This is a genomic window from Vibrio sp. 10N.286.52.F8, assembly GCF_041468745.1.
Lineage (GTDB): Bacteria > Pseudomonadota > Gammaproteobacteria > Enterobacterales > Vibrionaceae > Vibrio > Vibrio crassostreae_C.
Map to the genome: position 1 here is coordinate 32,362 of NZ_JBFRJF010000012.1, position 25,273 is coordinate 57,634.

The following is a 25,273-nucleotide window of genomic DNA, read 5'->3' on the forward strand; positions in this document are numbered from 1 at the left end:
ATTTACGCCTGTTGCTTGTTCTCACTTTCGCAAGCTTGTTCCAAATTTTGGTTTATGTGTGCAAGGTTTTATTGGGCTAGCGCAGGCTGTGTCCGAATATCACCGGTTTTTGTCTTTTTGAAACCTGTTCGAAATGTTATCGAAATGTTGTAATTTATTGGGCTGCACATTGGAGCGTCTCAAACATTTTGCTCAATAACGACTCTTATCTACATGACACACCAATGTGCAGGCTCGTGATGACAAGAAAGAGACTTATTACAACGATTAGAACGTCTACGGTGACCGTCACAAACAGGTCTAAGCCGCACAAGGAGATCATGGATGCACAATCTTGCTGTTAATTTGGAGCGTAGCGCTTCGCTTTTTCCAACTAAAGCCGCTCTGCGTATGGGATCGGATGAAATCAGTTTTTCTCAGTTAGAACAACTTTCTGGAAACGTGGCTGCTAACTTGAAAAGACTTGGGTTGCAGAACGGAGATAAGGTAGCGTTGTCATGCCCGAACGTGACTTACTTTCCGATAGCCTATTACGGGATTCTAAAAGCGGGTTGTGTAGTCGTGCCTTTGAACGTGCTATTCAAGGCCAGAGAGATCGCTTATCACCTTAATGACTCTAACGCGAAGGCCTATTTATGTTTTGACGGCAGTGAAGAGCTTCCAATTGGTCGCTATGGTTTACAAGGTTTTGAGCAGGCAAACCACTGTGAACACTTTGTCGAGATGCCTATCCCAACAAACACAGACACTACTTTAGAAAGTAATGAGGAGCATGAATCAATCGCTGATTGGTTGGCACAACCTTTTACTCCTTTTGAGTCTGTGGCTTGTCATGGCGATGATACCGCTGTGATCCTTTATACCTCTGGCACGACGGGTCAACCAAAAGGGGCTGAGCTTTCCCACACCAACATGCAAACCAATGCGATGTCGTCACAGTATCTAATGAGATTGGAGTACAGCGACACCACAATGGCTACACTGCCTTTATTCCATAGCTTCGGTCAGACGGTGATGATGAACGCGAGTGTGCTAACAGGGTCCACCATGGTGTTGATTCCTCGTTTTGAACCGTCATTGGTTATTGAACAGATCATTAGCCATAAAGTCAGCGTGTTTGCGGGTGTTCCTACTATGTATATCGCGCTATTAAAGGCGGGAGAAGAGTCTTCTGATAGTTTAGAAAACACAAGCAAACGCTCTGAACAGGTTAAACACAGCTTGAGGTTAGGTGTTTCTGGCGGTGCTTCTATGCCGCTTGAGGTTATACGACAGTTTGAATCTCGTTTTGAATTACCAGTCTTAGAAGGTTATGGGCTCTCGGAAACGGCGCCGGTTGCGACCTTTAATCATATTGATGGCGATCGTTTATCGGGTAGTGTCGGTCAGCCTTTATGTGGCCACCTCATCAAGATTACTGATATACAAGGCAACTCTGTCGCTCTGGGTGAACTCGGCGAAGTCTGCATTAAAAGCCCAAGTGTGATGAAAGGCTATTATCAAAGGCCAGAGGCGACAGCTGAATCTATTCGTGATGGTTGGTTCTTAACGGGAGATATCGGTCGCGTCGATGAGCATGGCAATTTGTTCATTGTTGACCGTGTTAAAGACATGATTATTCGTGGTGGGTACAACGTTTATCCACGTGAAGTCGAAGAAGTGTTGATGTGTCACCCCGATGTCGAAATGGTCGCGGTGGTAGGCGAGCATCATGAACATTTAGGCGAGGAGATCCACGCGCATGTGGTTCTTCACGAACATACGCAATGTGATAGTGCCGCCTTGATAGCATGGTGTCGTGAGCAACTCGCCGACTACAAATACCCGCGTAAGGTATTCATTCGTAAAGCCTTACCCATGACAGCAACCGGAAAAATCTTGAAGCGTGAGTTAGACCCACTAGAAATAGCGGAGATGGCAAATGGATAGTTATGATTTTATTATTGTTGGCGGTGGTTCAGCTGGGTGTGTGATGGCTTCTCGGCTGTCGGAAGATCCTGATGTGATGGTTTGCTTGTTAGAAGCGGGTGGTAAAGACACCAGCCCATTCATTCACACACCCGTTGGCGTGGTGGCGATGATGCCAACCAAACTCAATAATTGGGCATTCGAAACGGTTGAACAGCCGGGTTTGAACGGTCGTAAAGGCTATCAGCCTAGAGGTAAGACACTTGGCGGTTCTAGCTCTATCAATGCCATGATGTACGCTCGTGGACATCGCTATGACTACGATAGATGGGAAAGCTTGGGCAATGCTGGCTGGAACTATGAATCCTGTTTGCCTTACTTTAAGAAAGCAGAAAACAACGAAGTCCACCAAGATGAGTTCCATGGCCAAGGTGGTCCTCTTAATGTGGCCAATCTTAGATCGCCAAGCCCTATGTTGGAACGTTATTTAACGGCGTGTGAATCGATAGGTGTACCTCGCAATGAGGATATTAACGGCGCTGCTCAGTTTGGGGCGATGCCGACGCAGGTAACACAGCTGAATGGTGAACGATGCAGTGCTGCCAAGGCTTACTTAACGCCAAACCTTTCACGATCGAATCTCACGGTCGTGACTAAAGCCACCACACATAAGGTTTTGTTTGAAGGCAAGAAGGCGATTGGTGTTGAATATGGTTCTAGCGGAAAGCGTTATCAGATACGATGCAACAAAGAAGTGATTCTTTCCGCTGGCGCGTTTGGTTCTCCCCAATTGCTGTTACTGTCTGGTGTCGGTGCTCAAACTGAACTAGAGACACATGGAATCGAACAGGTTCATGAATTACCTGGAGTGGGCAAGAACCTTCAAGATCATATCGACTTAGTACATTCGTATAAATGCAGTGAAAAGCGTGAAACTTTTGGTATCTCGCTGCAAATGGCCTCTGAAATGACCAAAGCCTTACCACTATGGCACAAAGAACGCCGCGGTAAAATGAGCAGTAATTTTGCAGAGGGAATAGGCTTTCTCTGTTCCGAAGATCATATCGCTGTACCGGATTTAGAGTTTGTATTTGTGGTCGCTGTTGTAGATGACCATGCTAGAAAAATTCATACCAGTCATGGCTTTACCTCTCATGTCACCTTATTGCGACCGAAGAGCTACGGCACCGTAACGCTCAATAGTAATGATCCCTATGATCCGCCTAAGATCGATCCTGCGTTTTTCAGTCATCCTGAAGACATGGAGATCATGATTAAGGGCTGGAAGAAGCAGTATCAAATGTTAGAGAGTTCCGCGTTTGATGATATCCGAGGCAATGCTTTCTACCCTGTGGACGCCAGTGATGACAAGGCTATCGAGCAAGATATTCGCAATCGTGCAGACACTCAGTATCACCCGATCGGGACCTGTAAAATGGGACCTAGTAGCGATTCTTTAGCTGTGGTAGATAAAGATCTCAAAGTTTATGGATTGGATAATTTGAGAGTCATTGATGCTTCTGTGATGCCGACACTGATTGGGGCAAACACCAATGCACCAACCATTATGATTGCTGAGAAAGTCGCAGATCAAATCAAACAGCAATACGGGTTTGGCAAGCAAGAATCTAATATTCAAGCGAAAGGCGAAGCTGTAGTTTTATTCAAGAAGTTAAGTGATAACCATAAATAAAACAGTAGGTTAGATAGTCTTGATTTGGTAAGACTCTCTAACCTATTTTTGTGTGCTTACTTAGAATTAAGTAATGCTAAATCAATAGCTTAACCAATAGTATTACTTAGTTAGTGCTTGATTAAGCCACTGATCAAATTGACCTTTTGGCAGTGCACCGTTAATCGTATCAACACGTTGACCGTTCTTGAACACCATCACCGTTGGGATGCTTCTGATTTGATACATAGCCGCCAGTTGCTGTTGAGCTTCGGTATCAATTTTAACAAATCGAACATCGCCAGCGCGCTCTTTAGCGACATCGCTAAATACAGGTGCGAAACCTACACATGGGTTGCACCATGTCGCCCAAAAATCGACAACGACAGGCTGTGAACTGTTCAAAATTGATTGGAAATTCAGTGACGTACCTTCGATTGGTGCACCGTCTAGAAGCGCGTTTTTGCACTTACCACAAGTAGGGCTTTCTGAAATTCTTTCTGAAGGAACTCGGTTTACGCCACCGCAAGAAGGGCAACGTGTGTTGAATGTAGACATAACTTTCTCTTTTTATTGCGTCTCCGTGCCTAACGCGATTTACGAATCATGTACGGAACGCTTATACTGTTTAAAACAAGAATAAGATACTCAAATAAAAACAAACAATAAACAGGTAAATGATGACAAAATTTTACGCTGAAATTACGGGCTGGGGAAAGTGTCTGCCACCAGCCGTGCTATCCAATGATGATTTAAGCACTTTCATTGATACGTCTGATGAGTGGATTCGTACTCGAACTGGTATCGAAAATCGTCGTATCAGTCATGTAAATACCTCTGAGCTAGCGACCGTTGCTGCTCAACATGCAATGGCGTGTGCTGGTTTAACAGCCGAAGATATCGATCTTGTGATCGTAGCGACGTGCAGTCCAGACTCTCTTATTCCAAATACCGCGTCTAAAGTTCAACAGAACTTAGGCATCAAGAGCGCAGCAGCTTTTGACCTTAATGCAGCGTGTACAGGCTTTATCTACGGTGTTGAAACAGCAACTCGATTGATTCAAGCGGGCAACTACCGCAATGCGATCGTTGTGGGTGCAGAGCGTCTTTCATTCTTCATCGATTGGACCAAGCGTGATACTGCGGTTCTATTCGGTGATGGCGCTGGCGCTGTGGTTTTATCGCGTACTGAAGAACAAGTGGGTTTACAAGAAGCTCAAATCGGTTGTGACGCAGAGGGCCGTGACATTCTAGCAGTACCAAAATTCGGTACGTCTATGGACCGCTTTGCTGCTGATAACGGTTACTGGGATTTTGATTTCGTTGGTAAAGAGATCTTCAAGCGTGCAGTGAAAGGAATGGGCGCTGCAGCACATACAGTATTGAGTCGCACTGGCATCTCAACTGAAAACATCGATGTTGTGATTCCGCACCAAGCGAACATCCGAATTATTCAAACTCTGTGTGATATGGCGGGCATTGAACGTGAGAAAGCGTTTGTGAACATTCAAAACTACGGCAACACATCGGCTGCGACTGTGCCGATTGCATTGTGTGAATCGTTAGAGCAAGGCTTTGTTAAACCTAACTCAAACATTCTTGTGGCGGCATTCGGTGCCGGTTTAACTTGGGGGGCAGGCCATATTAAGTGGGGTAGCCGTGTTGAACCGTTAGGTCAATCGGACGCTAAGCTTCCAGAAGCAGATAGCTCGGCATTAGAACTTCTAGAGAGAGCCATTTTACACTGTAAAACGCGTCCTAATTCTGAGAATGAGTAGCAGCATGGCCCAAGTTCGTTTTATGACAGAAGCCGACCTCGATGGAGCGGCTTTAGTTCACCAAGCTACTTTTGTTCGACAGCAAAACTCAAAAAATTGGTTACAATGTAACTTAAATGCTGCGCCACGCTTTCTTAACTTTGTTGCTGAAAGCGATGGCGAGATTGTCGGCTACATTATTTGGGTTCAAAAGAGTGGGTTTAGGCCTGAAGCTGTTTTGGAGCTAGAACAACTTGCTGTGTTACCGAGTGCTCAGGGGCAAGTATTGGGCAAAAAGTTGATTCTAGACTCTTTGCCTCAAGTGAAGCAGAAGCTATCAGAGCAGGGCTCGACACTAAAACATGTATTAGTGACCACCAGAGCAGATAACTTTGCACAAAAGCTCTATCAGTCGACATTGGGCGCTCAAGTCGAAACCATGATTTCAAACTTTTACTCAGCCGATGAAGTGCTTATGATAGCTCGCAATGTAGGTGAACGAATCTGATCGCTGAGTTCTTAGAACCATTATTATCAGCGGCATAACTCGATTAACGTTTTATTAGGGGCTTCTGTGGCCCTTTTGTTATTTCTTAGGAAGTATTTTGAAGAAAGTTTTAGCAATTGGCTACGTTTGGCCAGAACCGAATTCATCGGCGGCTGGCAGCCATATGATGTCTCTTTTACGTCTATTTAAAAGACAAGGTTGGTCAGTTGAATTTGCAACACCCGCTCAAGAAACCGAGCACATGATTGATCTCTCTGAAGAGGGCATCACAAGCCAATCTATACAGTTAAATTGCGATAGCTTTGACGATTACATTGAAGAGCTGCAGCCCGATGTTGTGATGTTTGACCGTTTTATGATGGAAGAACAGTTTGGTTGGCGTGTCGAGAAAGTATGCCCGAATGCCTTTAAGTTACTGGATACGGAAGACTTACAGTTTCTGCGTAATGCTCGACACGAAGCGGTTAAGAAAGAAACAGATCTGACCAAAGCACACTTGTACAGTGACTTGGCTAAACGTGAAATTGCCGCGATTTTGCGCTGTGATCTTTCGTTGATCATTTCAAGTTACGAGATGGAACTGCTTCAATCTGAGTTCAATATCGATCCCAAACTGCTTCATCATCTGCCGTTCATGGTTGATCTTAATACGCTTCCTGAAAGCACGAAAAGCTTTGAAGAACGTAAGCATTTCATGACGATAGGCAACTTTAGACACGCACCGAACTGGGATGCCGTACTTCAGCTACAGAAGATTTGGCCGAAGATTCGTAAACAGTTACCTGACACTGAACTTCATATTTATGGATCGTATCCGCCGCCAAAAGCAACCGCTTTGCATAACCCTAAAACTGGCTTCCATATCAAAGGTTGGGCGAAAGACGCTCAAGAAGTGATGGAGCAGGCTCGTGTGTGTGTTGCACCTTTACGATTTGGCGCAGGCATTAAAGGCAAGTTACTTGATGCGATGAAGCTACAGACTCCGAATGTAACCAGCGAGATCGGCAGTGAAGGCATGCTACCGCAAGGTGAACTGCAATGGCCGGGCGCAGTGTCAGATGATATTGATGAGTTTGTTGAACAAGCTGTCGCTCTTTATAAAGATGAAAAGAAATGGCTTAAAGCTCAAAGCCAATGTCATTCAATTCTTGAAGCGCACTATGAACAGAATCAACTGGGCGACAAATTGATCGAGCGACTGACTGCGTTAGAGTCGGATCTTGAATCTCATCGACTGGATAACTTCTTTGGTTCGATGCTCAAACACCACAGCATGGCGAGCACGAAGTATATGTCCCAGTGGATAGCTGAAAAGAACAAGACTAAGTAGCTTACATAATACAACCAATACAACCGAATTAAATCATAAGCCCTTAGGTTAACGCCTAGGGGCTTTTTTCATGCAGGGCGCTTGTTAATTCCAGACTTACAAAACGACACATACTCGCAGTACATTAGCATTGACTAATTTATATTTATTAGTAAACTCTAATTTATAGGTTGTTATGAGTTTATGATGTTTGTGGATAGGAGAGGTTTGTGCTTAGTTTGATTCCTTGGGATGCTTTTTTCGGCGGCATGTTGTTAGGCGTGTCGGCCATTGTTTTAATGTTGGGGATTGGTCGAGTTGCTGGCATTAGTGGCATTGTCAGCCGATTATTGCCAACTGGCACCAGCAACAAAGAACGTAAAGATGCGGATACAGCAAACACCGAAAAACACTGGCGTATCGCCTTTGTTGTGGGAATGGTCGCAAGTGGTTGGCTATTAATTCCGACGGGCTACCAACTTCCGCAGTTAGAAGAGATGAATCTCGCTTTAGTGATTATTGCTGGCCTTCTGGTGGGCTTTGGTACTAAAACAGCGAACGGTTGTACTAGCGGGCATGGCATTGTCGGAATGGCGCGTTTATCTAAACGTTCTATTGTTGCGACCTGTGTATTTATGGGTGTGGCAATCGTAACCGTGTTTATCAAGAATCTGACTGGCTTGGGGGCATAATGAAAAACGCTTCATTTACCATCGTTATCGGTTTGGTCGCAGGTATTCTTTTTGGCTCTGGCATGATCATCTCAGGGATGGTTGATCCTGAGAAGGTACTCGGCTTCTTAGACATTACCGGTAACTGGGACATTAGTTTGGCATTCGTCATGGGTGGCGCGCTATTGGTCTTTGCACCGTTTTATCATCTGGTCATTAAAAAGCGCGCTAAAGCCATCAATGGCGAGCCGTTAGATAGCCGTAACAATCCGTTGATAGACAGAAAGCTGATTCTTGGATCTACAGCGTTTGGCTTAGGCTGGGGGATTGCAGGCTTTTGCCCAGGCCCTGCGGTAACCAGCCTAAGTGGCGGCAACCCGACGGTGTGGGTGTTTATGATAAGCATGCTGGTGGGAATGTGGCTGGTGGATCGTATGAACAAAACGTGTTAGTAGCAAGCTTATAGCTGATTACATTGGCTTTGACGTTATCCGTTCTGAGCTGACCAAGCATAGAGGTTGACTCGCTTTCAGCACGAAAGTCAGTCAGCCTCTTTCTATATTTACTGTTTCTATTATTTTCAGTTATCTACAATCTGCTGTTATCTAAAATCTACTATTTAATAGTCGTTGAAACTGGGCAGTGGTCACTGAGTTTGTAGTCCAGAACATCTTGTGTTTCAAATACCTTCTGCTTTGCAGGAGAAGCATTTAGCGACTCACTCACCACAATATGATCAATAACAGAGCGGAACTGATGTGTGCGATAATTGTTGCGGTTAGAGCGTACCTTACAATCTGCACGGGTCTTTCGTGTCGCTAACTGCGCATCAGTATATTGTGATAACTCTTTCCACATCCAATCTCGTGAGTAAGCGAGGTTATGGTTAAAGTCGCCAAGAATGGCGTAGTCTTCGTTATTGCGCTCTCTTTGCTTTATCCACTTGTTCAGTTGCTGAGCTTGCTCTTTTAAACGAGAGCAATCGCGGTTGGACTTATACGCTCCGCTACAACCTGCCTTTAAATGCACAGACAACATGTGAATGGGTTTAAAGTTTGTTTCTACAACGATATAGCTGGCAAACCTAAGTTTACTGTTGGATGTGGTTTCAAGCGGAAAGTCAGCGTAGTCGGTGAGGGCTACTCCTTTACGAACTGCAAATCCCGTGTATTGGTTCACTTCTTTAAATTGGCGGTTGCTGTTCTTAGATAGCGCCCGGTCAGACATCAATATCTTGTATTGATCACCAGCCACACGCTGAATGGCATTTACGTTATCGACTTCTTGAAACGCAACCACGTCTGCGTCTAAGGATTGAAAATAAGTTGCGAGTTTGTCGAAATCAGCTTGATCACGTTTGTCAGAAAACTTATTCACAGCCTCGTTGGTTGATAACCATTCGATATTCCAACTGGATATGGTCAAAGGTTCAGCAAATGTCTGGCTACTGAGTAAGCAGCCTAACATTATCCAGTTTTGAAGTCGTTTCATGCCAAATATCCCTAATTTTGTCTGCCAATATTGATGAGCCGTTATCCTACAACACTTACCAAAAATTCAACTCTTTTTAGGAGTTTTTTTATTGTTACATTGTTTCTTTTCGACTTGAGAACTAGCGTAATAATATTGAATTGATCTTAGTCAGCGTTCTCTTTTTATTGATCCAAATCAATACTCAAAGTTGGTGGTTCTCGTTAAATACGCCACAATATCTAGTGTTAGTTAAACGATAAATCGCTCTATATAGTGTGTTTGTGGATAAGTCTGTGAATACCTCAAGAGTAAGGAGAAGTGGTGAAATCAATCGTAATCAAGCGTGATGGCTCAAGAGCTCCATTCAGTAGAGATCGCATCCAAGCTGCAGTGGAAGCAGCATCAGACAAAGCCGATAAGGAAATTGCTATTTATGCACTGAATGTGGCATTAGCAGTTGAGTTGAAGCTCGAAGACTACGATGAAGTTCATATCTCTGAAATTCAAACCATGGTCGAGAACGAGCTAATGCAGGGACCATACAAGTCTCTGGCTCGTGCCTACATTGAATATCGTCATGACCGCGACATCGCCCGTGAGAAGCAAAGCGCTTTAACTCGTGAGATCGAAGGTTTGATCGAAGAAAGCAACGTTGATCTAATCAATGAAAACGCGAACAAAGATGGCAAAGTAATCCCAACTCAGCGTGACCTGCTGGCGGGTATCGTGGCTAAACACTATGCGAAAACTCACATTTTGCCACGTGATATCGTACATGCTCACGAATGTGGTGATATTCACTACCACGATCTAGACTACGCACCGTTCTTCCCAATGTTTAACTGCATGCTTATCGATCTGAAAGGCATGTTAACGCATGGCTTCAAGATGGGTAACGCGGAAATCGACACACCTAAGTCTATTTCTACGGCGACAGCGGTAACCGCGCAGATCATCGCGCAAGTGGCGAGTCACATCTACGGCGGCACAACGATTAACCGCATCGATGAGGTTCTTGAACCTTACGTTATGGCGAGCTACGAGAAGCACTTATCGCTAGCGAAAGAGTGGGACATTCATAGCCCAGAAGCTTTTGCTATCTCTCGCACAGAGAAAGAGTGTTACGACGCGTTCCAATCTCTGGAGTACGAAGTAAACACGCTGCACACCGCTAATGGTCAAACACCATTCGTGACGTTTGGTTTTGGTTTAGGTGAAAGCTGGGGCTCGAAATTGATTCAGCAATCAATCTTGAAAAACCGCATTGCAGGTTTGGGTAAGAACCGTAAAACAGCCGTGTTCCCTAAACTGGTATTTGCGATCAAAGATGGTTTGAACCACCAGAAGCAAGATCCAAACTACGACATCAAGCAATTAGCGCTAGAGTGTGCGTCTAAGCGTATGTACCCAGACATTCTTAACTACGACAAAGTAGTAGAAGTGACAGGGTCATTTAAAACTCCTATGGGTTGTCGTAGCTTCTTGAATACTTATGAAGAAAATGGTGAGTTGATTCACGAAGGCCGTAACAACTTAGGTGTTGTTAGCTTGAACTTGCCACGTATTGCGATTAACGCAAAACAAGATATGGCTAAGTTCTACGAACTGCTTGATGATAAACTCAAGCTGGCTCGTCGTGCATTAGAAACTCGTATTTCTCGTCTAGAAAACGTGAAAGCACGTGTTGCTCCAATCCTATACATGGAAGGTGCATGTGGCGTTCGCTTGAAAGCAGACGACTCTATTGCCGATATCTTCAAGAACGGCCGCGCGTCTGTTTCTCTTGGTTACATTGGTATCCACGAAGCGATGACAGCACTTTACGGTACTGACGTTCACCTGTACGACGATGGCGAAATGCGTGCTAAAGCGCTTGAGTTGGTGGAGTACATGAAGCGTGAAGTGGAATCTTGGACGAAAGAGACAGGTTACGCATTCAGCCTATACGGCACACCAAGTGAAAACCTATGTAGCCGTTTCTGCAGCATCGACACCAAAGAATTTGGTGTGATTGATGGTGTGACAGACCGTGGTTACTACACCAACAGCTTCCACTTAGATGTGCAGAAGACAGTGAACCCATACGACAAGATCGATTTCGAGATGCCTTATCCTGAAATTTCTAGCGGTGGTTTTATCTGTTACGGCGAATTCCCGAACATGCAGAAGAACATCGAAGCACTAGAAAACGTATGGGATTACAGCTACACACGTGTTCCTTACTACGGCACTAACACACCGATTGATGAGTGTTACGAATGTGGTTACAACGGTGAGTTCGACTGTACAAGTAAGGGCTTTACGTGTCCTAAATGTGGCAACCATGACTCAACCAAAGTATCGGTGACGCGCCGTGTTTGTGGTTACCTTGGTAGCCCAGATGCACGACCATTTAACTTCGGTAAGCAAGAAGAAGTTAAACGCCGCGTGAAGCATCTTTAGTAAGCTCTAAGATTATTAGCTAGCTTACTTAGAAGAGCTACGTTTCAAGAAATATGTTTGGTATCGGCGCTATGTCGATACCAATTCATTTGTTTCAACTCTCGCTACTTTTCGAGTTAAACCATTAAGCCATCACGAGTTTTCAATACTGCCTTATGAATTATCACCAATATCACCCAATCGACGTTGTAAATGGCCCTGGAACACGCTGCACTTTGTTTGTGTCGGGTTGTGTACACCAGTGTCGCGGGTGTTATAACCAATCAACGCAACGATTGGACTCTGGGCATTTGTTTACTCAAGAACTGCAAGACCAAATTATCGCTGATCTCAATGATCCGCGAATCAAGCGTCGTGGCTTATCGCTTTCTGGTGGCGATCCTCTGCATCCTGCAAACGTGTCTGAAGTGCTTAAGCTTGTTCAGCGTGTAAAAGCAGAATGTGAAGGCAAAGACATCTGGATGTGGACGGGCTACGAGCTCGACGAACTCGACGAAAAGCAGAGGCAAGCACTTGAATATGTTGATACTTTGATTGATGGTCGTTTTGAGCAAGATAAAGCGGATCCAATGTTGGATTGGCGTGGTAGTTCAAACCAAATCATCCATCGATTTACTGATATATAACTGCTGTCGTGACTTTGCACACTCGTAAACGAAAAAGGGCTTCATCGTTAGCGCAATGCTACAAATCAGCCCTTGGGTGTGAGTTCTTTGAATCTATCGCCTGCACGTCAGTGTCAGTTTATCGCCTGTTTATATAGGAATGTGCTCAGGCTCGTCGATTAGATTGTTGATCCATTTCTTAGAGTGAATTCGCTGGCTAGTTAAAGCGATCTTCGCTAACTCCTCCAGTAACACAATCATCAACACCCATTCTAGCGGCCAACCCAACACCAGCGCAGTAAAGTAAGCAAGGGGAATACCGATTGCCCATTGGCCAAACAGGTCGATGAAGATACTGTAGTTGATGTCTCCACCACTTTTCAGCACGCCACCAATACCAACCATATTGAAGACTCTTAGTATCATGCCGAGTGCCATGACTAAGGTGACGTTAACGGCTGTCTCTTTGAGCTCTAAGTGAGTAAGGCCGATCATGTATACGATCGCGGGTTTATCAAACCAACACACCAAGGCTAATATAGCCGCAAGCCCACAGCTGACCAATACATAACCCCATGCGGTGTTCTCAACACGTTGATAGTTCTTCGCGCCGATCTCGTTGCCTAGAATGATCGAAGCGGCGACCGCAAACCCCATGAACGCCGAGATCAAGATACTTTCTACTGGCGATAACAGCGAAATGATCGCAAGCTCTCCAACACCCATTTGCCCAACTATCACGTTATAAATAAGAATCCCGCCCGCCCATGCTGTGTCATGAACCAACATAGGTATTGCTATCGTGAAGTACTTATTTCTATGCTTCGGTAATATCGCTTCTCGCCAATTACTTAATGTCGGGAATAGATGCGCGTAGTGTTTCTTCGCCTTGATAAGCAGCGCTATCGTCTGAAAGAATCGAGACACCGTGGTGCCAATAGCCGCACCAACTACGCCCAGTTCTGGAAATCCAAACAAACCAAAGATCAGCAATGCATTGAGAATCGCATTAACGATGATTGCCCAAATACTGATCTTGGTGGGTAGCTTGGCTTCGCCGACCGATCGCAGTGCGCTTTCTAAGGGCACTACGATCGCGGTACCAAAAAGGCTGGCTCCTGTTATCCAAAGGTAATCCGTTGCCAAGCGGACGTAATCAGGGTCTGAGGCCACCACAGACACGACTGATTCAGGAGCCAATGTATAAATCAACACAAAGGGGATGATGGTAAAGACAGACAATGCCCATGACTGTGCTAATGTGCGTCTAATTCCGTTGAAATCTCCCGCACCGAAATATTGCGAAGCTAGCACACTGACAGCGCCGCTAATCCCGGATACCATGATCAAGTTGAAGAAAAATATGCGGTTACCCACACCAACCGCCGCAGTTGCAGAGTCACCCAGTTGGTTAACCATAAAAATATCGACCACGCCGAGTAATGAAAACAACATGGTTTGTAGCGATACAGGCAAACCGATGTGTAAAAGCTTTTGCCAAAAATCTTTGTCTAGATGAAGATATGTCGAGCGCATCGCATTTCCCCTGTGGTTAATATGCGAGAAGTTTATCGGCATTTGTTTAGGCTGTATTGTTCAGGTTCATCACAAACTTTTGCCAAACTATCTATTTTCAAAAGCTGTCTATTTGTCAAAACGATCTGTTTTCAAAATCATCTATTCCAAAACTATCGAATGACTAAAGTGGCGATTTAATTGCAGGCAAACCTAATGAGCGACCAGTGAAATGAGTGAGAAACACGAACGGTACGAGATCTCTGATCAGACACACCAAGAGTTTGTCGATCAAAGCCATGTATTGGCATTCGAAGAATTGGGTATCGTTCAGTGTGGGACGGCGTCGTGCCGAGATTTCTTTTCTGTCCATCGGAAGAATCCACAGAAACACATGCTGCTTTACACGGTTAGGGGCAAAGGGTGGTTAGAAAGTGGGGCGTGTCGCTATATTCTAGAGCCGGGGTCGTGCATTACTGTGCCTGCAGGCGTTGAGAATGGCTTTGGGATTGAAGAAGAAACATGGCAGATAGCGTGGATCTTTCTATCGCCTGATAAGCATTGGGATAATGTCGTCAATGATGAAGTGAGTTATACGCTCTCTCCTGCAGCCGAAGTCGTCTCGTCTTGTATTCATACCTTGCTGAGAAGTATTGCCTTGCCCATTGATTTAGGCGGAGCGATTGCCATTCACAGCGTAGCCCAAATAGAGTTCATGATTAATGCACCAGTCCCGCAGCAACAGTCTCGAAATTTGATTCGCTTGAGACGTGTGTTCGACAGTGTTCAAAAGCAGCTTCATAAAGAGTGGAATGTGCATGAGCTAGCAAACCTATTTCCTTGTTCAGAGCCGCACTTCCATCGTTTGTGCCAACGTTATTACTCTCATAGCCCGATGACTCATATTATGCGTATGAGAATGGAATACGCTGCTCGTTTGTTGAAATCGAGTGATTGGTCGATTCAACATATTGGCGAGATCGTGGGGTACCCGAATGCAGCGAACTTTAGTACTCGATTTAAAGCTTGGTCGGGCATGACACCAAGGCAATTCAAACAAGGCATTTAGCTGAGAATCAACAAGGTACTTCTTAAACAAGCTACTGCTCTTTTGATAAAGCACTAAAAGTGTTCGAAATTTACGCTGTTTTGTGACGTAAAATGACCAATCTCTGTTTACTTATTCTAACTAAGCGCTTCTATTAAAAAATGTTTCTGATTTGTCTACGATAATGTTAACGTGAAACTCATTACTTGAATTTCAAAGGGTTGTGACTTTCATGTTTTCACATCTACCAAAACCAACTTTAGATCCAATTCTATCTCTTTCTGTTGCTTACCGCGGCGATACTCGTACTGATAAAGTCGACTTAGGCATTGGCGTTTACAAAAACGATCAAGGCGAAACTCCGATCATGAAAGCCGTTTCTATGGCTCAAGATATCGTTGTTGAGACTCAGAAAACCAAAGCTTACGTTGGCCTAGCAGGCTGTGAAGAGTTCAACCAGAGCATGGTTGATCTGCTGCTTAAAGGGACTTCTGCAATGGATCGCGTTGCTGCGATTCAAACACCGGGTGCAAGTGGTGCACTTCGCATGTTGGGTGACTTAATGAAAGTTTCTCAACCAGACACCACGGTTTGGATTTCAAACCCAAGCTACGTTAACCACAAACCGGTGATGGAAGCGGCAGGCTTAAAAGTTCGATATTACAATTACTTCAGTCCTGAAACGAAGCAAGTTGATACTGCAAGAATGTTGGATGACCTTTCAAAAGCGGGTCCATCAGATGTGGTACTACTGCACGGTTGCTGTCATAACCCAACGGGTGCGGATATCGACTTTGAGGCGTGGCAGGAAATTACCAAACTATCGCAGAAAAATGGCTTCTTGCCGTTCGTTGATATTGCTTACCAAGGCTTTGGTGATGGCTTAGAAGAAGACGCAAAAGGTCTTCAACACATGGCTAACAACGTCGAAGAGATGTTGATTACGACATCTTGCTCGAAGAACTTCGGTTTATACCGTGAAAGAACGGGGGCCGCTATCGTGATTGGCAAAAACAGCGAACACGTTGGCAATGCTAAAGGTAAGCTTCTAACGCTTGCTCGTTCAACTTACACAATGCCGCCAGATCATGGTGCAGCTTTGGTTAAAACAATTCTTCAGAATCAAGAGCTAACCTCGATTTGGAAGCAAGAATTGAGTGAAATGCAGCAACGTTTGTTAAATCTGCGCCAAAGTTTATGTGATGAATTGCGAAATACTTATAACACGTCACAATTTGACTTCATTGAAAGCCATAAAGGCATGTTTAGTGTACTAGGCTTTAAAGAAACTCAAATGAATCAATTACGTGAAGAATATGGAGTCTATGGTGTTGGTGATGGACGCATCAATATCGCAGGCCTTTCCGAATCTCATATTCCTTATGTAGCAAAAGCGATAGCAAACGTTTCAAAATAGAAGGTGACTGAATGTATAATTGGAAAGCGATTGTAGTTTTAATGCTAAGTGGTGGCCTGTTTGCTTGTTCGGCTACAACTCAAGCTCCTGTTGAGCCAGAGCAAAAGCCTCAAATCGAACAACCTGTTGTGGATGACTCTTCAAAAACTGACGCAACAGAAGGCGAGAAAGTAACGGAACCTACTGAGAAGCCTGAAGAAGTAAAACCAACTGAGCCGGAAGTAAAACCTGCACCTGTTGAAAAACCAGTAGAGAAGGTTAGAAAAACAAGTGACGGCAAACTGATTCTTGGTGAAGAAGAGTGGGTGTTTGTTCCTGGTTTAAAAGAAGCGTTTAAAGCACGTGTCGATACCGGTGCAACAACCTCTTCAATCAGTGCAGTTGATATTGTTGATTTTGAACGTGACGGCAAAGACTGGGTTAAGTTCAAGATTGAACACGACGGAATTACAACTGAAGAGATCAGCTTACCAGTAGAACGCTGGGTTAAGATCAAGCAATCAAGCGCAGAAGGCACACAACGACGCGCTGTGGTTGTAGCTTCGATTCAAATTGGCGATCTAAAAGACAAAACTGAATTTACGCTAGCCGACCGAACGCATCTTTCTTTCCCACTTCTGTTGGGTAGAAGCTTCTTTAGAGATGTTGCGGTTGTCGACGTGAGCAAAAAATACGTTCAGAAGAAAATTACTAAATAACAAGTTCTGCTCGTCATCAAAGCTTTTCGTTTTGAAGAGCTATAGTTTCAAAGGTGACGGGCTTAAAAGACTTTTAGTGTTGATAAATGAAATCCCTACCAGTTCTGCTGGTGGGGATTTTTTTATTTACAGCCCATAACGTATGAAAAGCATCTAAATGGTCTATGTTTACTATTCGTTTACTGTTTAGCCTCGACAACGTGATCGAGATCTCTATATAATCCGCGCTTCGATTTTTGTTTAATCCATACTTTCGTACTTCTTATTTAGGTTCTTGAAATAGCCTAATAATTATCTGTCAGTACACGCTTAGGAATTAGTTCTTTGATATCTACCGCGAACATCACAATGCAATTTGGCGCAGAGCCGCTGTTTGAAAACATCTCTGCTAAATTTGGTAACGGCAACCGTTATGGTTTGATCGGCGCTAATGGTTGCGGCAAATCAACGTTCATGAAAATCCTAAGTGGCGCATTAACGCCAAGCTCGGGCAACGTTTCTATCACTCCAGGAGAAAAGCTGGGTGTGCTAAGCCAAGATCAGTTCGCTTTCGAACAGTACAGCGTTATCGACGTTGTGATCATGGGTGACAGAAAACTGTGGGAAGTAAAACAAGAACGTGACCGCATTTACTCTTTGCCAGAAATGAGCGAAGACGATGGCATGAAAGTCGCTGAGCTTGAAAGCGAATTCGCGGAAATGGATGGCTACACAGCAGAAAGCCGTGCTGGCGACATCCTAATTCAAGCGGGTATTGAAGAAGAGTTCCATTTCGGCTTGATGCAGCAAGTAGCTCCAGGTTGGAAACTGCGTGTGCTATTGGCACAAGCTCTGTTTGCAAACCCAGATATCCTGCTTCTTGATGAACCAACCAACAACTTGGACATTCACACGATCAACTGGCTTGCTGAAGAGCTAAACCAGCGTAAATGTACAATGATCATCATTTCGCACGATAGACACTTCCTGAACTCTGTGTGTACACACATGGCAGACATCGACTACGGTGAGCTACGTGTTTACCCTGGTAACTACGAGTACTTCCTAGAAGCATCTGGCTTGATTCGTGAACAGCTTCTAGCAAGCAACGCTAAGAAAGCGGCTGAAATCAGCGAGCTTCAAGATTTCGTAAACCGTTTTGGTGCTAACGCATCTAAAGCAAAACAAGCAAGCTCTCGCGCTAAGAAAATGGATAAGATCACGCTTGATGAAGTGAAATCATCGAGCCGTATGAGTCCATCTATTGATTTTGGCGAAGGTAAGAAACTACACCGTCAAGCGCTTGAACTTCAAGACCTTGGTCACGGCTTCGATGGCGAAACATTGTTTGCCGGTGGTAACTTGCTGCTTGAAGCGGGTACTCGTCTTGCGGTTATCGGTGAGAACGGTGTAGGTAAAACCACGCTGCTACGTTGCCTAGTTCAAGAGCTAGAGCAAAACGAAGGTATCGTAAAATGGTCTGAAAACGCATCTGTAGGCTACTGCCCACAAGATAGTACGTCTGACTTTGATAACGACCTGAGCATCTTCGATTGGATCTCACAATGGCGCACAGTGAAGCACGATGACCTTATGGTACGTGGCATTCTAGGTCGCCTATTGTTTACTGCTGACGATGCGAACAAAAAAGCGCGTAACTGTTCTGGTGGTGAGAAGAACCGTCTGTTATTCGGCAAGCTAATGATGCAAGACATCAACGTGCTTGTAATGGACGAACCAACCAACCACATGGACATGGAAGCAATCCAAGCCCTGAACGACGCGTTGAAGGTTTACACTGGCACGCTTATCTTCGTAAGCCATGACCGAGAGTTCGTTTCTTCATTAGCAACACACATCATCGATGTAAAAGATCAACAGCTAGTGAGCTTCCAAGGTACTTATGAAGAGTACTTAGATCACCAGAAAAAGATGCTGATGGTTAGCTTATAAAGCAAGTCGCTGGCTCAGGTCGTGAACGACTAAAAGCCAGCGAAACTAACAAACAAAAAAGCCCCGAACATTAATATGTTCGGGGCTTTTCTATGTAATACGTTTAGCTATTTATTACTCAGTAATTGAAATCTAGATTAGAATCCGAATCGAGCCGACATTAAGATTTGGTGGCCATATGTGCCGTTATTGCGCATATCAAGACCAACAGACAGTTGATCAGTTGAATGGAAACGAGCACCGATACCCAAAATTGAACGAGTGTCATCGTTGTCGATCAGTTGACCAAGGCGTGCGTTAACTTCAACGTTTGCCATTAACCAAGCTCTCAAGCCAAGGTTAATTTCTGTTTTGATGTGGTTATCGTCATTCCGTTCAATGTTGTGCAGTAACATTTGGCCAGTAACGTCAGCAAATTGACTGATTGGGCCGTTGAATCCCATACCTACCGCTGCATCCCAATCACTTTCAAATTCTGAATCGATACGAGCAACAAAATGAGAGTTCTGAGTGAACATTGTTGTGACTTCACCACCGAAAGTACTTGGGCTAGTACCCATGCGCAGCTCGAATGTGTTGTAGTTAAAGTTGTTTGCAGACGCAGAGAATGAACACAGTGCAGCGAGTCCTAAAAGGACAGTCTTATTCGTGCAACCTAGCATGGTGACTCCATATAAATTGTATTTTGCGGCAGTATAATACAAAAAAGCCTGCAATATGCAGGCCAATTATTTGAAGTCGGTGTTTTTATATTAATCGCTTATAGAACCTGGATGTGGTCCACTTCGATTTCAGGTGTCTTACCACCTTCATATTCACCGAAGATACGAACTTTTGTATCAGCGGTCAGTGGTTGTGCTAGGCGGATATCATCATCAAGTTCGATTTGAATTTCACTCTGGCCATCAGAGAAGACAAACGTGTCATTCTTAAGTTGACGAACGATCTTGCCATCCACAATTGCTTCTTGCTCTGCGAACATGCTTGTGTCGGCAAGTAGTGTCGCAACAGAAACGGTTTCAATTGGGCCAGTATAAGCAATAGCGCTTTCGTGCTTGTTGCTGTTGTGGTCACTAGCCATTGCGAAAGTAGGAGCAAGGATAATAGTAGATGCGATAGCTAATACAGTTTTTTTCATGGTGAATCCCTTAATGTTGTTTTTAGTAGAAACGTTTTTCTGAATTTGAAACGTTTCTTTTCGTTAGTACGTTTTTTGTTGAAGCGCCTGTTATCGTTCACAAGCTTCGTTTCGATGGAGCTATTAAACAACACTGGGGTTGAATCCAGAGTGAGTAACACATTCATTTTCCATTCATTTTATTGAGCATCTACTCGGCAATGACGTTAAGATGGTCGCAGAGAAATATTGCCCACAGCTATAAATTGAAAATTAAGAAATTAAGGATTTAAGTACAAATGCGAGCACCATTAAGTGCCCTTATGGTTCAAGGGACAACGTCAGATGCCGGAAAAAGTGTTTTGGTGGCAGGTTTATGCCGTGTTTTGGCAAGGAAAGGAATCAAAGTGGCACCTTTTAAGCCACAAAACATGGCGTTGAACAGTGCTGTGACAAAAGATGGTGGCGAAATTGGCCGTGCTCAAGCGGTTCAGGCGCAAGCTTGTAATATAGAGCCAACCGTTCACATGAACCCTGTATTGCTAAAGCCCAACTCAGATACCGGCGCGCAAGTGATTTTGCAAGGCCGAGCGCTGAGCAACATGGAAGCGACGGGTTATCATGATTACAAGAAAGTGGCGATGGATACAGTTATCGATTCGTTTGACCGACTTTCTGAAGAATATGAAAGCGTGATGATTGAAGGTGCGGGGAGCCCAGCCGAAATCAATCTTCGTGAAAATGATATCGCTAACATGGGATTTGCTGAGAAAGCGGACATCCCTGTGATCATCGTTGCTGATATTGACCGTGGTGGCGTTTTTGCGCATCTCTACGGGACATTAGCTCTATTGTCTGAATCTGAACAAGCTCGTGTAAAAGGCTTTGTGATAAATCGTTTTAGAGGCGATATCGCACTGCTTCAATCTGGCCTAGATTGGCTAGAGGAAAAAACCGGCAAGCCAGTCATTGGTGTTTTGCCATATCTGCATGGTTTTAACTTAGAAGCGGAAGATGCCATTACCTCTGCTCAAGAGTCTTACGGAGAAGCTAAGCTTAAGGTGGCGGTGCCAGTGCTAACCCGAATCAGCAACCATACAGACTTTGACGCGTTAAGATTGAATCCTTCGATTGATTTACGTTATGTCGGTAAAGGCGAACGTGTAAACAATGCTGATTTAATTATCTTGCCGGGTACAAAGTCGGTAAGAGCAGATTTGGATTACCTAAAAGAACAAGGCTGGGATAAAGATATTCAACGCCACCTGCGCTTAGGCGGCAAAGTGATGGGTATCTGCGGTGGCTACCAAATGTTAGGTAACATCATCCACGATCCTGATGGCGTTGAAGGGGAACCCGGCAGCAGCGAAGGGTTAGGGTATCTGGATACTGAAACGACCCTTACACAGCAGAAAACCTTAACCAACGTACGCGGCACCATGACGCTGGATGGCAAAACAGCACAAGTAAAAGGGTATGAAATCCACGTAGGTAGGACTGATGTCAAAGAAACAGCCTTACCGGTTCAGTTAGAATCTGGCAGCCTAGATGGCGCTGTGAATCAAGATAACTCGATTTTTGGTACTTACTTGCATGGCGTATTCGACAACAGTGATGCGTTGTCGCTTATTTGCGAATGGGCAGGAGCCAACGATGTGACCGCGATTGACCACGAACAGCTTAAAGAGCTGGGTATTAATCGAATCGCTGATGCCATCGAAGAGTACTTAAATCTTGATCTGCTTTGGCCAGAGTTAACAGCTTAAGCCGCCATTTAGAAGTTAGCTAAAGAACTTAAACGAACAATAGATAAGTGATAACAATGAAAAAGCGAGTCTTCCTTTTAACCATGGCTTTAACTTCGGCATTGAGTTCTAGTCATCTTTTTGCTGCGGAAAAGCTACGAGTTTACGCTGCATCGTCGATGACCAATGCGGTTAATCTGTTGGTTGAAGAGTTTGAGAAAGACCATTCTGTCGATGTGATTCCTGTGTACGCGAGTACGTCGTCTTTGGTGCGACAAATCGAAAGAGGAGCACCAGCAGACATTTTTATCTCGGCAAATGAGAAATGGATGACGCATTTAGTCGATCGTAAATTGATTTATAGTGACAATGTCACAAACCTATGTGAAAACGAACTGGTGCTGATTGCTCCTAAAGAGACATCGGTAACGTTAGACCTATCAAAAGGTGAACAATGGGCTAAACTGCTTACTAATGAAAGGCTTGCAGTGGGTAACACCATGTCGGTTCCTGCTGGTATCTATGCAAAAGAAGCGTTAGAAACGTTAGGTGTATGGGACGATGTGAAAACTCGATTGGCACCAAGTAACAATGTTCGTATGGCCTTAGCCTTAGTCGAGCGCAGTGAAGCTAAGCTTGGCATTGTCTACAAAACGGATGCGTTGCTTTCTAAAGAAGTAAACCTAGTGTCGACCTTCCCATCAGATCTGCACACACCAATACGTTACCCTGTAGCGAAGTTGAGTGATAAAGTTGTGGCAGAAGAGTTCTATACTTTCCTAAAGAGCGAAAAAGCGAAAGACACCTTGAACAGTTTTGGATTTGAAGTGCGTTAAATGATGTATTTATCGGAATACGAATACCAAGCCTTAATGCTGAGCTTAAAAGTCGCTGGGTTTGCAATCTTATGGCTTATCCCTATCGGTATTGGCTTAGCATGGCTACTTGCTAAGAAACAATTTGTAGGTAAGAGCATTGTTGAGAGTATTGTCCATTTACCTTTGGTACTTCCACCTGTAGTTATTGGCTATTTACTGCTAGTGATGATGGGCAGGCAAGGTATCATAGGTTCGTGGCTCAATGACGTGTTTGGTATTGTATTCAGCTTTAGCTGGAAGGGCGCGGCACTCGCTTGTGTGGTTGTGGCGTTGCCGCTGATGGTTCGCTCTATTAGATTGAGCCTAGAAACCGTAGACAGTAAGCTTGAAGAGGCGGCTGCTACATTAGGCGCTTCACCTCTTCGTGTGTTTTTCACGATCACTTTACCCTTGATGATCCCAGGGGTCATTACCGGCACCATGCTTTCATTCGCAAGAAGCCTAGGGGAGTTTGGCGCGACCATCAGCTTCGTTTCAAATATTCCCGGTGAAACTCAAACCATTCCTTTGGCTATGTATACCTTTATTGAAACCCCTGGCGCTGAAATGGAAGCCGCGCGTTTGTGTGTCATTTCTATTGTGATAGCGCTGGGTTCATTGATGCTATCTGAGTGGCTCAACAAAAAGTCAGCACAACGCTTGGGAGGCAATGCATGAGTGCTTTGATCCTCCAATATCAACAACAACTTGGTGAAACGTTCTTTGATATCGACTTGGAATTACCAAGTCGCGGCATTACGGCAATTTTTGGTCGTTCTGGCGCGGGTAAAACCTCACTTATCAATGCAATCAGTGGCCTTAAACAGCCCGATAAAGGTCTGATCAGCGTATCTGGAACCACACTGTTCGATAGTGAAAATGGCATTAATTTGCCGACTCACAAACGCAACGTCGGTTATGTGTTCCAAGAGTCGCGATTGTTTCCACATATGAAGGTGGCAGCGAACCTTAAATACGGTATGAAAAGCGTCGATCAAGCGCACTTTGAGCAAATAGTCTCGCTGTTGTCTTTGGGTTCATTGCTTGACCGATACCCAGCTCGTTTGTCTGGCGGTGAGAAGCAACGTGTGGCGATTGGCCGCGCTTTGTTATCAAAGCCGAGCATTTTGTTGATGGATGAGCCTTTAGCGTCTCTCGACTTGCCTCGTAAGCGCGAAGTGATGCCATTTCTGGAAAACTTATCCGAAACCGTCCAAATACCGATCATCTATGTCACCCATAGCCTCAATGAAATTTTACGCTTGGCAAATCACCTTGTGATTATTGACCAAGGCAAAGTGATTTCGTCGGGTGTGACGGAAGAGGTTTGGGCATCGAGAGCCATGCAACCTTGGCAATCTTTCTCAGAGCAAAGCTCGTTGTTTGAAGCGACATTAGCGGAACACAATGACGATTATGCGCTGTCTCGCCTGATGCTAGGAAAGTCGACGTCGTTATGGGTTCAGAAAGTATCGAGTGAGCTTGGTACGACAGTGAGGCTGCAAGTTAGGGCAAATGATGTCTCTATCACGCTAGAACGGCCGAAAGGGACTTCTATACGTAACATCCTTCCTGTCACCATTAAAAGCGTAGAGACGCACCAACAAGGCACAAATAAGCAGAGTGTCCAGGTCGAGCTAGAGTTAGAGTCTGGGTGCTACCTATGGGCAACCATTACATTGTGGGCGCTGGATGAGTTAAATCTAGAAATCGGGCAGCGTGTTTACGCTCAAATTAAAGGTGTGAGTGTCGCTCAAAGAGATATCGCGGTAACGCATTAAACCTGACAAGGTCAGTTTTTCGATATTGCCGCGATACTGCCTGTTATAGGTTCTGAAAATTCGGTCTTGATTCCATGAATGGATACATGCGTCATTTTTATACGGTATAACTGCCAGTTTTGCGCCACACTATATGAGTGTTAAAGCATATGATTTGTCGAATCATATGAACATTAGCAACAAGAACATACAGACGTAACGATCGACGAACAGAAAATAGCGGATATAAAAAAGCCGCGTGTTTAAAGAAACATGCGGCTTAATTCTAAGTAGTACTGTTAGCGCTTAGCCTAGTTTAGGCGACTAGCGACTTACTTAGTAAAAACTTCTTTGAAATCACGCTTCAAGATTGCATCACGACGAGCTTTCTTGATTTGTTTAACCATGTCTTTTACACAGTTGTGTAGAACTTGGTCTAGCAGTTGAGCACGGTACTCTTCTTTTTCTTCGTCAGACATGTCTTCTGGAAGTTTAAGAGTAGGGAACTCTTCCATCACGTTAACACCAGCGAAAGCTTGGCTAACTGAGATTAGAGCGTGGAACTGCTCGAAGTTGTCTAAAACATTTTGTGCGCTTGCTGGAAGACTATCCCAAGCTTCGCGTACTGCTTCTTCAGACACTTCGTGAATAGAAGTAACCATAAAGTGCATCTCTTTTGGTACGCCATCAAATTCGATAACTTGACGAAGTTCTGGTGAGATGGTGGTTAAATCGATTTCTTGTTGTTCGTTGTTTGTAGCGTCTGACATAGTATTTCTCTTTAAAAAGAAACAATGCTAAAAAGATCTGTAAAAAAGTCAATATAATATAGAGATTAG

The 25,273-nt window shown here is 44.4% G+C and carries 23 protein-coding genes; 17 read left to right on the plus strand and 6 right to left on the minus strand.

Annotated elements, in window-relative coordinates:
- Positions 1–324 precede the first annotated feature (324 nt).
- Both AB4133_RS07720 and AB4133_RS07725 read left to right on the plus strand, forming a co-directional pair.
- Entirely contained in the window at positions 325–1,929 is a 1,605-nt protein-coding gene (locus tag AB4133_RS07720; RefSeq protein ID WP_372224170.1) for a long-chain fatty acid--CoA ligase, read from the plus strand.
- On the plus strand, positions 1,922–3,601 hold the full coding sequence (locus AB4133_RS07725) for a GMC family oxidoreductase (RefSeq protein ID WP_136978230.1): 1,680 nt from the start codon (positions 1,922–1,924) through the stop codon (positions 3,599–3,601). Before AB4133_RS07720 ends, AB4133_RS07725 begins: the two co-directional genes overlap by 8 nt.
- Before the next feature lie 102 nt (positions 3,602–3,703).
- Here AB4133_RS07725 and trxC read toward each other — a convergent pair whose 3' ends face one another.
- The gene (trxC, locus tag AB4133_RS07730; RefSeq protein ID WP_017060125.1) at positions 3,704–4,138 is read right to left on the minus strand and encodes a thioredoxin TrxC; all 435 of its coding nucleotides are present in this window, start codon (positions 4,136–4,138) and stop codon (positions 3,704–3,706) included.
- Between the two features lie 122 nt (positions 4,139–4,260).
- On the opposite strand from trxC, the gene AB4133_RS07735 reads away from it, so the two are divergent.
- The 5 genes from AB4133_RS07735 to AB4133_RS07755 all read left to right on the plus strand — a co-directional run bounded on the left by AB4133_RS07735 (position 4,261) and on the right by AB4133_RS07755 (position 8,277).
- The gene (locus tag AB4133_RS07735) at positions 4,261–5,358 is read left to right on the plus strand and encodes a ketoacyl-ACP synthase III (RefSeq protein ID WP_102333615.1); all 1,098 of its coding nucleotides are present in this window, start codon (positions 4,261–4,263) and stop codon (positions 5,356–5,358) included.
- 22 nt (positions 5,359–5,380) lie between these two features.
- The gene (locus AB4133_RS07740; RefSeq protein ID WP_372224212.1) at positions 5,381–5,845 is read left to right on the plus strand and encodes a GNAT family N-acetyltransferase; all 465 of its coding nucleotides are present in this window, start codon (positions 5,381–5,383) and stop codon (positions 5,843–5,845) included.
- A gap of 97 nt (positions 5,846–5,942) precedes the next feature.
- A complete protein-coding gene (locus tag AB4133_RS07745; protein ID WP_371720924.1) occupies positions 5,943–7,175 on the plus strand; it encodes a glycosyltransferase in 1,233 nt (410 codons plus the stop codon).
- A 209-nt stretch (positions 7,176–7,384) separates the two neighbouring features.
- A complete protein-coding gene (locus AB4133_RS07750) occupies positions 7,385–7,846 on the plus strand; it encodes a YeeE/YedE family protein (protein WP_010429747.1) in 462 nt (153 codons plus the stop codon).
- Positions 7,846–8,277, plus strand: a complete 432-nt coding sequence (locus tag AB4133_RS07755; RefSeq protein WP_372224171.1) for a DUF6691 family protein — start codon at positions 7,846–7,848, stop codon at positions 8,275–8,277. Before AB4133_RS07750 ends, AB4133_RS07755 begins: the two co-directional genes overlap by 1 nt.
- 163 nt (positions 8,278–8,440) lie before the next feature.
- On the opposite strand, the gene AB4133_RS07760 is transcribed toward AB4133_RS07755, so the two are convergent.
- Entirely contained in the window at positions 8,441–9,316 is an 876-nt protein-coding gene (locus tag AB4133_RS07760; protein ID WP_017064569.1) for an endonuclease/exonuclease/phosphatase family protein, read from the minus strand.
- 303 nt (positions 9,317–9,619) lie between these two features.
- Here AB4133_RS07760 and nrdD point away from each other — a divergent pair, with 303 nt between their 5' ends.
- A complete protein-coding gene (gene nrdD / locus AB4133_RS07765) occupies positions 9,620–11,740 on the plus strand; it encodes an anaerobic ribonucleoside-triphosphate reductase (RefSeq protein WP_102394372.1) in 2,121 nt (706 codons plus the stop codon).
- 155 nt (positions 11,741–11,895) lie between these two features.
- Entirely contained in the window at positions 11,896–12,366 is a 471-nt protein-coding gene (gene nrdG / locus AB4133_RS07770; protein WP_372224172.1) for an anaerobic ribonucleoside-triphosphate reductase-activating protein, read from the plus strand.
- A 129-nt stretch (positions 12,367–12,495) separates the two neighbouring features.
- On the opposite strand, the gene AB4133_RS07775 is transcribed toward nrdG, so the two are convergent.
- A complete protein-coding gene (locus AB4133_RS07775) occupies positions 12,496–13,923 on the minus strand; it encodes an MATE family efflux transporter (RefSeq protein ID WP_372224173.1) in 1,428 nt (475 codons plus the stop codon).
- Positions 13,924–14,092: 169 nt separating this feature from the next.
- Here AB4133_RS07775 and AB4133_RS07780 point away from each other — a divergent pair, with 169 nt between their 5' ends.
- From AB4133_RS07780 to AB4133_RS07795, 4 genes are all read left to right on the plus strand, one after another.
- Positions 14,093–14,929 carry an AraC family transcriptional regulator gene (locus tag AB4133_RS07780; protein WP_017070518.1) on the plus strand — a complete coding sequence of 279 codons (837 nt, stop codon included), beginning with the start codon at positions 14,093–14,095 and terminating at the stop codon, positions 14,927–14,929.
- Between the two features lie 211 nt (positions 14,930–15,140).
- On the plus strand, positions 15,141–16,325 hold the full coding sequence (locus AB4133_RS07785) for an amino acid aminotransferase (RefSeq protein ID WP_017060118.1): 1,185 nt from the start codon (positions 15,141–15,143) through the stop codon (positions 16,323–16,325).
- Positions 16,326–16,336: 11 nt separating this feature from the next.
- On the plus strand, positions 16,337–17,023 hold the full coding sequence (locus AB4133_RS07790; RefSeq protein ID WP_017069095.1) for an ATP-dependent zinc protease: 687 nt from the start codon (positions 16,337–16,339) through the stop codon (positions 17,021–17,023).
- Positions 17,024–17,347: 324 nt separating this feature from the next.
- Positions 17,348–18,955: an ABC-F family ATPase gene (locus AB4133_RS07795; RefSeq protein ID WP_080582218.1), complete on the plus strand. Its 1,608-nt coding sequence runs from the start codon at positions 17,348–17,350 to the stop codon at positions 18,953–18,955.
- A gap of 137 nt (positions 18,956–19,092) precedes the next feature.
- Here the strand turns inward: AB4133_RS07795 and AB4133_RS07800 are convergent, their stop codons facing one another.
- Positions 19,093–19,617 (minus strand): hypothetical protein, encoded by a 525-nt coding sequence (locus AB4133_RS07800; RefSeq protein ID WP_017060115.1) that lies wholly within the window; start codon positions 19,615–19,617, stop codon positions 19,093–19,095.
- A 98-nt stretch (positions 19,618–19,715) separates the two neighbouring features.
- Complete coding sequence (locus AB4133_RS07805; RefSeq protein WP_048608277.1) at positions 19,716–20,093, minus strand: YgiW/YdeI family stress tolerance OB fold protein; 378 nt, start codon at positions 20,091–20,093, stop codon at positions 19,716–19,718.
- 278 nt (positions 20,094–20,371) lie between these two features.
- On the opposite strand from AB4133_RS07805, the gene AB4133_RS07810 reads away from it, so the two are divergent.
- From AB4133_RS07810 to modC, 4 genes are read left to right on the plus strand one after another with little or no spacing between them, the layout of a single operon-like run.
- Positions 20,372–21,838 carry a cobyric acid synthase gene (locus AB4133_RS07810; protein ID WP_017069093.1) on the plus strand — a complete coding sequence of 489 codons (1,467 nt, stop codon included), beginning with the start codon at positions 20,372–20,374 and terminating at the stop codon, positions 21,836–21,838.
- A gap of 56 nt (positions 21,839–21,894) precedes the next feature.
- A complete protein-coding gene (modA, locus tag AB4133_RS07815; protein WP_372224174.1) occupies positions 21,895–22,653 on the plus strand; it encodes a molybdate ABC transporter substrate-binding protein in 759 nt (252 codons plus the stop codon).
- Complete coding sequence (gene modB, locus AB4133_RS07820) at positions 22,654–23,352, plus strand: molybdate ABC transporter permease subunit (RefSeq protein ID WP_017060110.1); 699 nt, start codon at positions 22,654–22,656, stop codon at positions 23,350–23,352.
- Positions 23,349–24,455, plus strand: a complete 1,107-nt coding sequence (gene modC, locus AB4133_RS07825; RefSeq protein ID WP_372224175.1) for a molybdenum ABC transporter ATP-binding protein ModC — start codon at positions 23,349–23,351, stop codon at positions 24,453–24,455. Before modB ends, modC begins: the two co-directional genes overlap by 4 nt.
- Before the next feature lie 311 nt (positions 24,456–24,766).
- Here the strand turns inward: modC and AB4133_RS07830 are convergent, their stop codons facing one another.
- Entirely contained in the window at positions 24,767–25,204 is a 438-nt protein-coding gene (locus AB4133_RS07830; protein WP_017060108.1) for a DUF3069 domain-containing protein, read from the minus strand.
- Positions 25,205–25,273 lie beyond the last annotated feature (69 nt).